Consider the following 13,290-nt stretch of genomic DNA (forward strand, 5'->3'; position numbering starts at 1 on the left):
GGGCTGGCCGGCGGCTACCTGGCCAGGACGTCGACGGCGAGTTCCTTCACCACCGACTCGTCGACGTCCACGCCGAGCCCCGGCCCGGTCGGCACCTGGGCGACGCCGTCGCGCACCTGCACGGTCGCCCCGGTGGCGTACGACGACTCCAGGAACTGCCGCCCGTTGAGGTCCACCGGCGTGTCGATGCCGTACGCCGCGAACAGGTGCACCGAGGCGGCCAGGCCCAGGTCGGAGTCGGTGAGCCCGGAGCCCATCAGCCGCACACCGGAGTCCTCGGCCAGGGCGCACAGCCGCCGCGACAGCGTCAACCCGCCGCTGCGCTGCACCTTGGCGATGGCCACGTCCACCGCGTCGAGCTTCACGAAGGTGGCCAGGTCGCTGGGGTGGCGCAGGCTCTCGTCGAGCGCCACCGGCACCGGCGAGGCCTCCCGCAGCCGGCGCAGCCCGGCGACGTCGTTGGCCGGCAGCGGCTGCTCGAACGCGGTGACGTCGAGGTCGGCCAGCCGGCGGGCCATCCGCAGCGCCGCGTCCACCGTGTACGCCTGGTTGGCGTCCACCCACAGCGCGGCCTCGGGCGCGGCCTCGCGGACCGCCCGCACCACGGCGGCGTCCTCGGCCTCGCGGTGCAGGCCGACCTTCACCTTGAACGCCCGGTAGCCGAGAGCGTGTCCCTCCGCCACCGCGTCGGCCACCTCGCCGGCGGTCTGCCCGGAGACGATCCAGCCCAGCTCGATGCTCTCCCGGCGGCGCTGCCCCCACAGCACCCCGACCGACACGCCGAGCGCTCGGCCGAGCAGGTCGTGCAGCGCGACGTCGACGGCGCACTTGGCCAGCGGCGCGCCGATGGTGAAGCCCCGGTTGACGGCCCGGTCGAACGCGGCGGTCACCCCGTCGAGGTCCCAGGCCGGGCGGCCGAGCACCGCCGGGGCGAGATACCGGTCGATGGTGGTGACGATGGATTCGGCGGTCTCATAGGTCCAGGCCGGGATCGGGGTGGCCTCGCCCCAGCCGGCGACACCGTCGGCGCTGACCTTGACCAGGACGCGGATGCTGGGCCTGCCGGCGACGGCGACCGACCCGCCGGACACCCCGAACGAGCGCACGGTGGGCAGCGCGACGGCGTACGTCTCGACGGAGTCGATGGTCAGTCCGGCCAGGGCAGTGGCAAGAGGGGTCACGGGTGGGCCTTTCGTACGCGTGGGATCAGGTCAGCTTGGCGGTGCTGGCCCGGACGACCACCTCGCCGCCCATCCGCAGGATCCGCCGGCGTCGTCCGGTGTTCTCGGTCAGCGCCAGTTCCATCGCCTTCTCTCCGAGCTGCTGCAGCGGCAGCGCGACGGTGGTCAGCGGCGGGGTGAGGTCGCGGACGATCGGGATGTCGTCGAATCCGGCGACGGAGACGTCGTCCGGCACGGACAGGCCGTGGTCGCGCAGGGCCGCGCAGGCGCCGATGGCCATCACGTCGGTCAGCGCGAACACGCAGGTGGCGGTCGACCGGCGGGCCAGCAGTTCGGTCATGGCGCCGTACCCGCCGTCGCGGGTGAACGGGCCTTCCACGATGTCGGCCGGGTCCAGCGACACGCCGGCCTTCTTCAGCTCGTCGCGGAAGCCGCCCAGCCGGTCGGCGACCGTGGTCAGCGCCGGCGGCCCGGCGAGCACCGCGAACCGGCGGTGCCCCAGGTCGAGCAGGGCACGGGCCATGGCGGCCGCACCGGCCCGGTTCTCCGGCAGGACACTGTCGACCTTCAGGCTGCGGTGCCGGCTGACCACGGCGACCCGCCCGCCACCCTCCAGGTAAGGCTTGAGCTCGGCGTCCAGGGCCCGCTCCCAGCGGGAGTCCTCGAACCCGGAACCGATGAGCAGGATGGCCGGCGCCCGCTCAGCGCGCAGCATCGACACGTACGCGATCTCCCGTTCCGGGTCCCGGAACGTGCTGGCCAGCATCACCAGCAGGTCGTTGTTGCCGGCGATGCGCATGACGCCGCCGGCGACCGCGGCGAAGTAGGGGTCGCTGACGTCGTGGCAGATCACGCCGACCGTGCGGTGGGAGGCGCCGGCCAGGGCGCGGGCGTGCGCGTTCGGCGTGTATGCCAACTGCTCCGCCGCCGCCAGCACCCGGTCCCGCAGTTGCGGGGTCACCCGCATGCCGTTGAGTGCCCGGGAGGCCGTGGCCAGCGAGACGTCGGCGGCTCTGGCCACGTCTTCCAGGGTCACGTGCGTCCGTGGCTGCATGGACTTTCCCCCTGCGGAAGTTCTTGACCGGATTATTTCGGCGTGGTTACCGTAGCACCCTGAAAGCGCTTACTGAAAGCGCATTCAGGGCCGAGACCTGGAGTTTCCGGACGTCCTCGGCCCTACCGACGGCACGCGCCTACCCAGCGGCTGAGTACCCGGAACCGCCGGACAGCCAGGGAGAACGGAGGGTCATGGCCGCGCAGAGCACCATCGAGCAACGGGAGCCGACCGCTCCCGCCCGCACCCCCGCGCGGGCCGCCCGCCGCCGGGGTCGGGCCGGCGGCGGCCTGCTCCGGTTCGTCCAGAGCACCTGGCGCCCCGCCGCGGTCCTCGCGGCCATCTTCGTCGCCTGGTGGGCGGTCACCGCGGCGGACCTGGTCAAGCCGTACCTGGTCCCCGCGCCGGGCACCACGCTGGACGTCGTCCTCGCCCAGACCGGCTACTTCGCCCACCACACCTGGATCACCACCTACGAGACGATCCTCGGCTTCGCCATCGCCATCGTGGTCGGCGTGCTGTCCGCCGTCGTGATGGTGTACTCCCCGACGGTCGAGAAGAGCCTCTACCCGCTGCTGCTGTTCGCCCAGGTCATCCCGAAGATCGCGATCGCGCCGCTGTTCATCGTGTGGCTCGGCTTCGGGCTCACTCCGAAGGTCGTCGTCGCGGTCCTGATGGCCTTCTTCCCGATCGTCATCTCCACGGTCACCGGCCTCAAGTCGATCGACCCGGAGATGCTGCAACTGTCGGCGACCATGGGCGCAGGCCCCGGCCAGACCTTCCGGAAGATCCGCTTCCCGGCCGCCCTGCCGCACCTGTTCTCCGGCCTCAAGGTCGCCGCCACGATGGCCGTCACCGGCGCCGTGGTGGGCGAGTTCGTCGGCGCCAACGAGGGCCTCGGCTACGTGATCCTGCAGGCCAACGGCAACCTCGACACCCCGACGCTGTTCGCCGGGCTGCTCATCATGTCGCTGCTCGGCGTGGTCCTGTTCGTGGTCGTGGAACTGCTCGAGTACTTCGTCCTTCCATGGCACGCCAGCCGCCGTACCGACGCCGCTACGACGTCGCTCTGAATAGGAGACCCGTCCCATGAAGTTGCGCACCCTCGCCGCCACGCTCGTGCCGGCCCTCATACTGGCCGCCACCGCCGGCTGCGGCTCGTCCTCCGACGAGCAGGCCAAGACCGCCCAGGGCCACGACAAGGTCACCCTGACCCTCAACTGGTACCCGTACGGCGAGCACGCCCCGTTCTACTACGGTCAGAAGCAGGGCATCTTCGCCAAGCACGGCATCGACCTGACCATCCAGGCCGGCCAGGGCTCGCAGAAGACCGTCCAGGCCACCGCCGCCGGGCAGACCGACTTCGGTTGGGCCGACACCCCCGCCCTGCTCTCCGCGGTGGGCCAGGGGATGGACGTCAAGAGCGTCGGCGTCTTCCTGCAGACCACCCCGTCGTCGGTGCAGTTCTTCAGCGACAAGAACATCAGTTCCCCCGCCGACCTCAAGGGCAAGACCATCGCCTCCACCGCCGGTGACGCGCTGAGCAAGACCTTCCCGGCCTTCCTCAAGGCCAACGGCCTGGCCCCCTCCGACGTGACCCTGCAGAACACCGACCCGGCCGGCAAGATGGCCGCCGTCATGTCGGGCAAGACCGACGCGCTGCTCGGCTTCGCCACCGACCAGGGCCCGACCATGCAGGAGAAGGCCGGCAAGCCGGTCTCCTACCTCAAGTTCGCCGAGAACGGCCTGACCTTCTACAGCAACGGCCTGATCGCCTCCACCGACACCATCAAGAACAAGCAGGACCTGGTCAAGCGGATGGTCGCGGCCAGCAGCGAGGCCTGGGCCGCCGCCGAGAAGGACGCCGCCGGCGCCGTCGCGGCCATGGCCGGCGCCTCCCAGCAGCTGCCGTCGGAGAAGGTGCTCACCGACCAGTTCAACGCCACCCTGCAGCTGCTGCACACCGACGCCACCAAGGGCCAGGCGCCCGGCATCAACGACGAAGCCGACTGGACGAAGACGATCAACGTGTTCGCCGACGCCGGCGTGATCAACAAGGCCGAGTCCCCGGCGACCTACTGGGACGCGAGCTTCGCGCCGAAGGGATGAACCCGAGATGACGGTCGGCAACACCACCACGCAGCGGCCCGCTGACGCCACGGCGACCGGCGCCGCGGTCGAGATCGACCAGGTCGCGGTCCGCTTCCGTACCAAGAAGAAGGACGTCACCGCGCTGCGCGACGTCTCGCTGCGGATCGAGCCCGGCGAGTTCGTCTCGATCGTCGGCGCCTCCGGCTGCGGCAAGTCGACGCTGCTGAAGCTGGTGTCCGGCCTGCTGCGGCCCTCGTCCGGCCAGGTCCGCCTGCACGGCGAGGACGTGCGGGGGCCGCGGCGCGACATCGGGTACGTCTTCCAGCGCGCCGCCCTGCTGGAGTGGCGTACGGCCCGGAAGAACATCCTGCTCCAGGCCGAGATGCGGCGCCTGCCCAAGGCGCAGGTACGCCAGCGCGTCGACGAGCTGATCGCGATGACCGGCCTGACCGGCTTCGAGGACGCGTACCCGAACGAACTGTCCGGCGGGATGCAGCAGCGGGTGGCCCTGTGCCGCGCGCTGCTGCACCGCCCCCCGGTCCTGCTCATGGACGAGCCCTTCGGGGCGCTGGACGCCCTCACCCGCGAGCAGATGAACGTCGAGCTGCGGCGCATCTGGCGGGAGACCGGCACCACCGTCCTGCTCGTCACCCACTCCATCGCCGAGGCGGTCTACCTGGGCAACCGGGTGATCGTCATGACCCCTCGACCCGGCACCGTCGCCGAGGTCATCGACGTCGACCTCCCCGTGGAGCGCGACTACGGCCAGACGATGTCGGAGCCGGAGTTCGCGCGCGCCACGGGACGCATCCGGGACCTCCTGGGTGCGACGACGACCGCCGAATAACCACCGGACCTGGGAAGGAAACACAGTGGAGCGCACGTCTATCGGGATCATCCTCAACGGCGTGACCGGACGGATGGGCTACCGCCAACATCTCGTCCGATCCCTGCTCGCCATCCGCGAGCAGGGCGGACTGCCGGCCCGCGACGGCAGCCGCATCTGGCCGGAGCTGACCCTGGTGGGCCGAAACGAGGCCAAGCTCGCCGAGATCGCCGCCCGGCACGGGCTGACGTCGTACACGACGGACCTGGACGCCGCGCTCGCCGACGACTCCCACCAGATCTACTTCGACGCGCAGGTCACCGCCCAGCGGGAGAAGGCCATCCGGGCGGCGATCGACGCGGGCAAGCACGTCTACACCGAGAAGCCGCTCGCCGAGGGGCTGACCGGTTCCCTGGAACTGGCCCGGCTCGCCGCCGCCAAGGGCATCAAGAACGGCGTCGTGCAGGACAAGCTGTTCCTGCCCGGCCTGCGCAAGCTCAAGCGGCTCGTCGACGGCGGATTCTTCGGCCGGATCCTGTCGGTACGCGGCGAGTTCGGCTACTGGGTGTTCGAGGGCGACTGGCAGGACGCCCAGCGGCCGAGCTGGAACTACCGGGCCGAGGACGGCGGCGGCATCGTCGTCGACATGTTCCCGCACTGGCACTACGTGCTGGAGCAGATCTTCGCCCCGGTGACCGCGGTGACCGCGCACATCGCCACCCACATCCCCGAGCGGGTCGACGAGACCGGCCAGACCTACCGGGCCACCGCCGACGACGCCGCGTACGGCATCTTCGAGCTGGCCGGCGGCATCACCGCCCAGATCAACTCCTCCTGGGCCGTACGGGTCTACCGCGACGAGCTGGTCGAGTTCCAGGTCGACGGCACCCACGGCAGCGCCGTGGCCGGGCTGCGCGAGTGCCGCATCCAGCACCGGGGCGCCACCCCCATGCCGGTGTGGAACCCGGACCTGCCGGTCACCGAGAACTTCCGCGGCCAGTGGCAGACCGTCCCCGACAACGAGGACTTCGACAACGGGTTCAAGGTCCAGTGGGAGGCGTTCCTGCGCCACGTCGTCGACGACGAGCCGTTCCCGTGGGACTTCCTGGCCGGCGCCCGCGGCGTGCAGCTCGCCGAAGCCGGCCTGCGGTCGGCGCGCGAGGGCCGCCGGGTGGAGATCGAGGAGATCACCCGGTGACCGCCCGGATCACCCTGCCCATCCCCGGCGGCGGCACCGAGGCCCTCACCTTGCGCGAACCGGCCGGCTGGCAGCGGCCGGCCGGCCCCCCGGCCAGCCGGATCGCGTACGCCGCGGCACACGTGGTCGCCGACCCGTACGCCGACAACGCCCCCGGCCAGCCCGCCCGGCTGGACTGGAACGCCACCCTGGGCGTACGGCGCAACCTGTGGTCCTGGGGACTCGGCGTCGCCGAGGCGATGGACACCGCCCAGCGCGGCATGGGCCTCGACTGGGCCGCCACCCAGGAACTGATCCGCCGCAGCGCTGCCGAGGCCGCCGCCTGCGGCGGACGCATCGTCGCCGGCGCGGCCACCGACCAACTGACCGGCTTGCCCGACACCCTCGACGACGTCGTCACCGCGTACGCCGAGCAGGTCGCCTTCGTCCAGGAGTGCGGCGCGACCGCGGTCGTCATGGCCAGCCGGCAGCTCGCCGCGCTGGCCACCGGCCCCGACGACTACCTGCGCGTCTACGACCAGGTGCTGGCCGGCACAACGGCGCCGGTCGTGCTGCACTGGCTCGGCGACATGTTCGACCCGGCCCTCGCCGGCTACTGGGGCTCGACCGACCTCGACGAGGCGACCAAGACGTTCGTGTCGCTGGTGCAGGCCCACGCCGACGTCATCGACGGGGTGAAGGTGTCGCTGCTCGACGCCGAGCGGGAGGTCCGGCTACGCGAACTGCTGCCGCCGACCGTCCGGGTCTACACCGGCGACGACTACCACTACCCCGAGCTGGTCGCCGGCGACGGCCGGCAGTTCAGCCACGCCCTGCTCGGCGCGTTCGCGGCCATCGCCCCCGCCGCGTCGGCGGCGCTGCAGCGCCTCGACACCGGCGACACCGCCGGCTTCCGGGAGATCCTCGACCCGACCGTGCCGCTGTCCCGGCACGTCTTCGCCCCGCCCACCCAGTACTACAAGACCGGCATCGCGTTCCTGTCCTGGCTCAACGGCTTCCAGCCCGGCTTCACCATGGTCGGCGGGCTGCACAGCGGGCGCAGCGTGCCGCACCTGGTGCAGGCGTTCCGCCTCGCCGACACCGCAGGCCTGCTGCTCGACCCGGACCTGGCGGTCGAGCGGATGCGCCGGTACCTGTCGGTCGCCGGGGTGAGCGCGTGAGCGCCGTCGACCCGCGCCTGGCGCGGCTGTCGCTCAACCAGCGCACCACCGAGTCGTGGTCGGTCCGCGAGGCCGTCGAGGGCTGCGTCCGGGCCGGCATCCCGGCGATCGGCCTGTGGCGCGAGCCGGTGGCCGAGATCGGCGTGGCCGCCGCCGCGAAACTCGTCGCCGACGCCGGACTGCGGGTGTCGTCGCTGTGCCGCGGTGGCTTCCTCACCGCAGACGGCGACGCCGGCCGCGCCGCGCTGGCGGACAACCGGCGCGCCATCGACGAGGCCGCCGGCCTGGGCACCGACTGCCTGGTCATGGTGGTCGGCGGCCTGCCGCCCGGCTCCCGCGACCTGCGCGGCGCCCGGCAGCGGGTCGCCGACGCGCTCGCCGAGCTGGCCCCGTACGCGGGCGAACGCGGCGTCCGGCTGGCGCTGGAGCCGCTGCACCCGATGTACTGCGCCGACCGGGCCGTCCTGTCCACCCTCGGGCAGGCGCTCGACCTCGCCGAACCGTTCCCGGTCGAGCAGGTCGGCGTCGTGGTCGACACCTTCCACATCTGGTGGGACCCGGACGTGTGGCGGCAGATCGCCCGGGCCGGCGCGCGCATCGCCAGCTTCCAGGTCTGCGACTTCCTCACGCCGCTGCCGGCCGACGTGCTGCTCGGCCGGGGCATGATGGGCGACGGCCACATCGACTTCCCGCCGTTCCGGCGGGCGGTCGAGCAGGCCGGCTACACCGGCGACACCGAGGTGGAGATCTTCAACGCCGAGGTGTGGGCGACCGACCCGGACGAGGTCCTCGCGACCATGAAGGACCGCTACCTGCGGCTCGTGCTGGCCGACTGATGCGCCTCGTCGTCGCACCCGACTCGTTCAAGGGCAGCCTGGGCGCCGACGCCGCCGCCCGGGCCCTCGCCAGCGGCTGGCTCGCCCGCCGGCCCGGTGACGAGACACGGCTGCTGCCCCTGGCCGACGGCGGCGAAGGCACCGTGGACGCCTTCGCCGCCGCGCTGCCCGACGCCGAACGCCGCACGGTGGCCGTGCCCGGGCCGGACGGCCGGGCGGTGACCGCCGCCTGGCTGCTGCTGCCCGACGGGGCGGCCGTGCTGGAACTCGCCCAGTCCAGCGGGCTGCCGCTGATGGCCGCCCCGGACCCGCTGCACGCACACACGTACGGGCTCGGCGCGGTCGCCCGGGCCGCCCTCGACGCCGGGGCCACCCGCCTCGTCATCGGCCTGGGTGGCTCGGCGTCCACCGACGGCGGCACCGGCGCGCTGCGCGCCCTGGGGCTGCGGCTGCGCGATGCCCAGGGCCGGGACCTGCCGCTCGGCAGCGCCGCCCTGGCCGACCTGGACCACGTCGACACCACCGAACTGCTGCCCGCGCCGCCCGGCGGGGTGCAGTTGCTGGTGGACGTGACCGCGCCGCTGACCGGCCCGGCCGGCGCCGCCGCCGTGTACGGGCCGCAGAAAGGCGCGGAACCGGCCGACGTGACGCTGCTGGACGCGGCGCTGCGCCGGCTCGCCGAGCAGGCCGGCGGCCACCCCGACGAGCCGGGAGCCGGGGCGGCGGGCGGCACCGCGTACGGCCTCGCGGCGCTGTGGGGGGCCAGGATCGTGCCGGGCGCGACGATGATCGGGGAACTGGTCGGGCTGACGGACGCGCTCGCCGGCGCGGACGTGGTGCTCACCGGTGAGGGACGGTTCGACGAGACCTCGCTGACCGGCAAGGTGGTCGGCTCGCTGCTGGCGGCAGCCGCGTCCGCCGCCGTGCCCGTGGGGGTGGCCGCGGGGCAGGTCGGCGGGCCGGTGCCCGGGTCGGTGTCGGCGGCGGTGTCCCTGGTGGAGCTCGCCGGCTCAGTCGACGCGGCGCTGGGTGACCCGGCGCGCTGGCTGGTCCAGGCCGGTGGCGTGCTGGCCGACCGGCTCGGCGCACTCTGACGCCGAGACACCCGGGAAATGCGCCGGGCGGTGGCTGCGGCTATTCCAATCGGGCCCGTCGGGTTCGTCTCCGGCGCCACAGCAGGAACGCGGCGCCGAGGACGACGACGCCGACGACGGCGTTCAGGACCATCGGCCAGGGGCCGCGGTGTGGGCGACCGGCGTGCCGCACCGTCAGGTCGGTCAGCAGTCCGGTGGCCAGGTGCAGGTCGAAGACCTGACATCCCTGGGTGCCGAGTTCGCAGGTGCTACCGGTGTCGAAGCGGGACAGGGTCCGGCGGGTGCCGGCGCCGAGGTGCACCTCGACCAGCGCCACCTGGCCCGCGGCGTTGATGGTCGCGACGACCACGCTGCCCACCGAGCGCCAACCGAGCAGCTGCACCACGTCCGGGACGGGCGCGGGTGCCGTGCCGCCACCGGAGACGGGCACGAACTCGACGTCACCGGCCTTCCACAGGAAGGTGCCGTGGCTGGTGTTGCCGCCGGAGGTGCCGTTGAACGGTCCGTCCGTGAGCCACGGCACGGTGGCGAGGAACGTGCCGTCCGGCGACCAGCCGACGTCGGCGGCCAGCTCGCGTCCACGCGGGATCGGGACGCTGCCGTACTCGCGGCCGTCGACGTCGACGAGGTGGGCCGTCTGGCCGACCTGCACGGCGAGCCGGCGGCTGTCCGGCGCGAACGCCGCCGTCCACGCCGGCTTGATCGCCGGCAGCTCCGTGCTGCGCCCGGTCGACAGGTCGAGCAGCCGCAGCGTGCCGGTGCGGGCCACCTGGGCCTCGACGACGTTGACGGTGCCGAACTCGTCCGTGCGGATGACGGGCGCGGCGCTGTACGCTACGTGACGGCCGTCGGGCGACCAGGCCAGCAGCCGCACGCCGACCGGGTCGCCGAGCGGGATCGACCGGCGCTTGCCGGTGGTCAGGTCGACGAGGATCAGGTCGGCGGTCGCGCCGCGTTCGTCGCCGAGCAGCACGCGGGTGCCGTCCGGGTCGAGCAGCGCCGACGGGCGGTCCCGCTCCTCCATGGCGTCGACCTGCCGGTAGGTGTCCCCGTCGGCCCCGACGACCAACGACTGGAACATGTTGAACGCCTCGCCGTTGCCGTAGCCGTAGAGGGCGATCGCGCGGCCGGGCGGAGCCGACGCGACGGTGCTGGTGAGGATCGAGTACCCGGCGAAGCGGTCCGGCAGGCTCGGCTTCGTCGACGGGGCTGCTGGCTGGACGGGGAGCGGGACGCCGGGCACCACCAGGACGGCCAGGAGGAGCACGACGATCGCCCAGGCAGCGGCGACGCCGATCCGCTGGCGCCGGACCGAGCGGCGGCCCCGGGCGAGCACGGTGTCCAGGTAGCCGGGCGGCAGCGGCGGCGGATCATCCGGCAGGGTGGCGAACTGGTCTCTCATGGTGTGTCCGACCCTCCCGGCACGTAGTTCGGCAGCAGGCGGCGCAGCGCCGCGATGGCGTACGAGGTCTGGCTCTTGACGGTCCCGGCCGAGCAGCCCAGCACGGCGGCGGTCTGCGCGACGTCCAGGTCCTCCCAGTACCGCAGGACCAGCACCGCGCGCTGCCCCCGGGACAGCTTGGTGAGTGCGGCCAGCAGGTCGACGCGGTGGTCGGCACCGGCCAGCGGTGCCGTCGCGGGCGCGATCACGTCGGCCACCGGCCGGACCCGGCGGGTCCAGGACCGTTCCCGCTCGGCCAGGTACGCGTGGACGAGCATCGCCCGGACGTACGCGTCGAGCGAGTCCGCCGCCGTCGCCTTCCGCCAGTGCCGGTACAGCGCGACGAGGCACTCCTGCACCAGGTCGTCGGCGGCCGACCACTGCCCGCACAGCCGGTACGCCAGCCGGCGCAGCCACAACATGCGTGCCTGGACGTACTCGACGTACTCTCGTTCACTCCGCAACCCGGCCTCCCACCACACTAAGAGGGGCCCCGGACCCGGTTCGGTTGTGGCGCCGCTGGACGAGGTTCGGTCCAGGATGACTCGGTGCCTGTCACGATTGGCGACCGACCGGACATGGGGTGAAGGTGAGCTCCGGGACCGAGCACGAGGACCACTTCCGACTCGTCTACGCGGCCAACTTCGAGCGGCTGCTGGCGTACGCCCTGCGGCGCGTCGAGCACCCCGAGGACGCCGCCGACGTGGTCGCGGAGGCCTTCCTGGTGGCCTGGCGCCGCCGACGTGACCTACCCGCCGAGGATGAGGCCCGGCTCTGGCTGTACGGCGTGGCCCGACGCGTACTCGCCAATCACCACCGCGGCGGCGTCCGCCGGCAGCGGCTGGGTGAGCGGCTACGGCAACGGATCACGGCGGCGATGCCCGCCGACCCGGGCAGTGAGGTGCCCGAACGGCTCGCCGTCCAGGCCGCGCTGGCCCGGCTGAACCCGCTGGACCGGGAGTTGCTGATGCTCACCGTCTGGGAGGGCCTGGCGCCGCGCGAGGCGGCCGCGGTCCTTCGGCTGGACCCGGCCGTAGTCCGCACCCGCCTGTCACGGGCGCGAGCCAGGCTGCGCGATCTCGTCGGTGACGACCTCGGCCCACCGGGACATGTACTCGATGTCCTGACCGCGTCCACCCCGAAGGAGGGCAGATGACCGAGGAGCACTTCGACCGGATCGTTCGGGATGCCGACCCCTACCCGCCCGATGTCATCGGGCACCTCGCCGGGGCGAAGCAGGCCCTCCTGGAGGAGATCATGTCCGAGCCGACGTTCCACCGCGTCGTCGCACCACCGCAACCACCCTCCCCGGCGAACCGCGGCATCGTCCGCCGCTTCGCGGGCGCGCTGACCGCCGCCGCGGTTCTCATCGGCATCGTCGCCGTGTCCACCGTGCTTCGCCAGCATCCCGATGATCAGCAGGCGGCCCCGACCGGCATCCCCGGTGCCGGAACCCCCGTCGTCTACTCGCCGGTGGCGATGAAGGCCGCCGAGGAGAACCCGCGGCTGCTCATCGACCAGCCCGGTTGGCAGGTGACCACCGTCTACGGGTTCGCCGAGCAGCAGGGGACCGTCGACTTCAGCAACGGCGGGCGGCAGTTGGAAATGAACTGGTACCCCGCAGGCCAGTACGACGGCTACCGCACCGACCGGCTCCACGTCAGCGCGCCGGAACCGGTGACGGTCGACAGCTGGCCGGGTGACCTCTTCCGCTACAGCGCGGACGACTTCGCGGTCATGCTGCGCCCCCGCGACGGTGTCTTCGTCGAACTCCGTACCGGAGGCCACTGGACCCGGGACACGTTCGACCAGGTCCTCACCGACGTGGTGCGCGTCGACGTGCGCACCTGGCTGGCGGCGCTTCCGCCGGAGATCGTCACGCCGGCCCGCGTGGAAGCCCAGGCGGCCAAGGTGCTCGCCGACGTGCCGCTGCCGCCGAACTTCGACGTCGCTGCGCTCAATGACGTCGGCACCAACGATTCCTACCAGTTCGGTGCCCAGGTGACTTCCCGCGTCGGCTGCGCATGGATCGCGGAATGGCTGCGCGCGAGGCGGGCCGGCGACGACGCCGCACTCCAGCGCGCCGCCGATGCGTTGCGCAGCAGCCACAAATGGCGGGTGCTGCACGAGATGAACGACAAGGGTGACTGGCCGGAGGTGTTCTGGGAGATCGCCGACAAGGTCGCCGCCGGACACCCGCCGGCCGGGTACACCCAGGGGCTGGGCTGCGACTGACCGGTCGTCGCAGGTCGTGCCGGCGAAAGCGGCCGCCTGGTGGCGGAATTCCGGAGGTACGCACGGCCCGTGCTCCTGCGCCCTGAGACGCGGGGGGGGGGCGGGGGGGGCGGGCCCCCCCCCCCCCGCAGGGGGGGTGTGTCACCCCCCCGCCACACCAGGACCCGGCCCGCC

13 protein-coding genes are annotated in these 13,290 nt (G+C 72.8%); 9 read left to right on the forward strand and 4 right to left on the reverse strand.

The features are described 5' to 3' along the window. Nucleotides 1-14 precede the first annotated feature (14 nt). Both ABZ783_RS16930 and ABZ783_RS16935 read right to left on the reverse strand, forming a co-directional pair. Nucleotides 15-1,181 (reverse strand): enolase C-terminal domain-like protein, encoded by a 1,167-nt coding sequence (locus ABZ783_RS16930; protein ID WP_357438756.1) that lies wholly within the window; start codon nt 1,179-1,181, stop codon nt 15-17. A 25-nt stretch (nt 1,182-1,206) separates the two neighbouring features. Beyond that, entirely contained in the window at nt 1,207-2,235 is a 1,029-nt protein-coding gene (locus ABZ783_RS16935) for a LacI family DNA-binding transcriptional regulator (protein ID WP_357438757.1), read from the reverse strand. 194 nt (nt 2,236-2,429) lie between these two features. Here ABZ783_RS16935 and ABZ783_RS16940 point away from each other — a divergent pair, with 194 nt between their 5' ends. The 7 genes from ABZ783_RS16940 to ABZ783_RS16970 are packed head-to-tail and all read left to right on the forward strand — an operon-like array spanning nt 2,430 to nt 9,440. Continuing rightward, nucleotides 2,430-3,308: an ABC transporter permease gene (locus ABZ783_RS16940; RefSeq protein WP_357438759.1), complete on the forward strand. Its 879-nt coding sequence runs from the start codon at nt 2,430-2,432 to the stop codon at nt 3,306-3,308. A gap of 16 nt (nt 3,309-3,324) precedes the next feature. Beyond that, a complete protein-coding gene (locus ABZ783_RS16945; protein ID WP_357438762.1) occupies nt 3,325-4,344 on the forward strand; it encodes an ABC transporter substrate-binding protein in 1,020 nt (339 codons plus the stop codon). 7 nt (nt 4,345-4,351) lie between these two features. Further along, on the forward strand, nt 4,352-5,173 hold the full coding sequence (locus ABZ783_RS16950; protein WP_357438764.1) for an ABC transporter ATP-binding protein: 822 nt from the start codon (nt 4,352-4,354) through the stop codon (nt 5,171-5,173). Nucleotides 5,174-5,198: 25 nt separating this feature from the next. Next, on the forward strand, nt 5,199-6,350 hold the full coding sequence (locus ABZ783_RS16955; RefSeq protein WP_357438767.1) for a Gfo/Idh/MocA family oxidoreductase: 1,152 nt from the start codon (nt 5,199-5,201) through the stop codon (nt 6,348-6,350). After that, nucleotides 6,347-7,510, forward strand: a complete 1,164-nt coding sequence (locus tag ABZ783_RS16960; RefSeq protein WP_357438770.1) for a dihydrodipicolinate synthase family protein — start codon at nt 6,347-6,349, stop codon at nt 7,508-7,510. The genes ABZ783_RS16955 and ABZ783_RS16960 overlap by 4 nt, the downstream gene beginning before the upstream one ends. After that, nucleotides 7,507-8,346 (forward strand): sugar phosphate isomerase/epimerase family protein, encoded by an 840-nt coding sequence (locus tag ABZ783_RS16965; RefSeq protein ID WP_357438774.1) that lies wholly within the window; start codon nt 7,507-7,509, stop codon nt 8,344-8,346. Before ABZ783_RS16960 ends, ABZ783_RS16965 begins: the two co-directional genes overlap by 4 nt. After that, the gene (locus ABZ783_RS16970; RefSeq protein WP_357438777.1) at nt 8,346-9,440 is read left to right on the forward strand and encodes a glycerate kinase; all 1,095 of its coding nucleotides are present in this window, start codon (nt 8,346-8,348) and stop codon (nt 9,438-9,440) included. Before ABZ783_RS16965 ends, ABZ783_RS16970 begins: the two co-directional genes overlap by 1 nt. 40 nt (nt 9,441-9,480) lie before the next feature. Here the strand turns inward: ABZ783_RS16970 and ABZ783_RS16975 are convergent, their stop codons facing one another. Together ABZ783_RS16975 and ABZ783_RS16980 are read right to left on the reverse strand one after the other, a co-directional pair. Beyond that, nucleotides 9,481-10,842, reverse strand: coding sequence for a hypothetical protein (locus tag ABZ783_RS16975; RefSeq protein WP_357438780.1), 1,362 nt, complete (start codon nt 10,840-10,842; stop codon nt 9,481-9,483). Beyond that, nucleotides 10,839-11,345, reverse strand: coding sequence for a SigE family RNA polymerase sigma factor (locus tag ABZ783_RS16980; RefSeq protein ID WP_357438783.1), 507 nt, complete (start codon nt 11,343-11,345; stop codon nt 10,839-10,841). Before ABZ783_RS16980 ends, ABZ783_RS16975 begins: the two co-directional genes overlap by 4 nt. A gap of 125 nt (nt 11,346-11,470) precedes the next feature. Between ABZ783_RS16980 and ABZ783_RS16985 the strand changes: the two genes are divergently transcribed. Then, complete coding sequence (locus ABZ783_RS16985) at nt 11,471-12,037, forward strand: RNA polymerase sigma factor (protein WP_357438786.1); 567 nt, start codon at nt 11,471-11,473, stop codon at nt 12,035-12,037. Continuing rightward, nucleotides 12,034-13,116 carry a hypothetical protein gene (locus ABZ783_RS16990; RefSeq protein WP_357438790.1) on the forward strand — a complete coding sequence of 361 codons (1,083 nt, stop codon included), beginning with the start codon at nt 12,034-12,036 and terminating at the stop codon, nt 13,114-13,116. Before ABZ783_RS16985 ends, ABZ783_RS16990 begins: the two co-directional genes overlap by 4 nt. Nucleotides 13,117-13,290: the final 174 nt, after the last annotated feature.

It is taken from the genome of Micromonospora sp. NPDC047738 (assembly GCF_040642675.1).
Lineage (GTDB): Bacteria > Actinomycetota > Actinomycetes > Mycobacteriales > Micromonosporaceae > Micromonospora.

Excerpts from the sequence above, each read along its gene's own strand:
- ABZ783_RS16975 (WP_357438780.1), bottom strand. The coding sequence starts at position 10,842 with ATGAGAGACCAGTTCGCCACCCTGCCGGATGATCCGCCGCCGCTGCCG.
- ABZ783_RS16950 (WP_357438764.1), top strand. The coding sequence starts at position 4,352 with ATGACGGTCGGCAACACCACCACGCAGCGGCCCGCTGACGCCACGGCG.
- ABZ783_RS16940 (WP_357438759.1), top strand. The coding sequence starts at position 2,430 with ATGGCCGCGCAGAGCACCATCGAGCAACGGGAGCCGACCGCTCCCGCC.
- ABZ783_RS16970 (WP_357438777.1), top strand. The coding sequence starts at position 8,346 with ATGCGCCTCGTCGTCGCACCCGACTCGTTCAAGGGCAGCCTGGGCGCC.
- ABZ783_RS16935 (WP_357438757.1), bottom strand. The coding sequence starts at position 2,235 with ATGCAGCCACGGACGCACGTGACCCTGGAAGACGTGGCCAGAGCCGCC.
- ABZ783_RS16945 (WP_357438762.1), top strand. The coding sequence starts at position 3,325 with ATGAAGTTGCGCACCCTCGCCGCCACGCTCGTGCCGGCCCTCATACTG.
- ABZ783_RS16990 (WP_357438790.1), top strand. The coding sequence starts at position 12,034 with ATGACCGAGGAGCACTTCGACCGGATCGTTCGGGATGCCGACCCCTAC.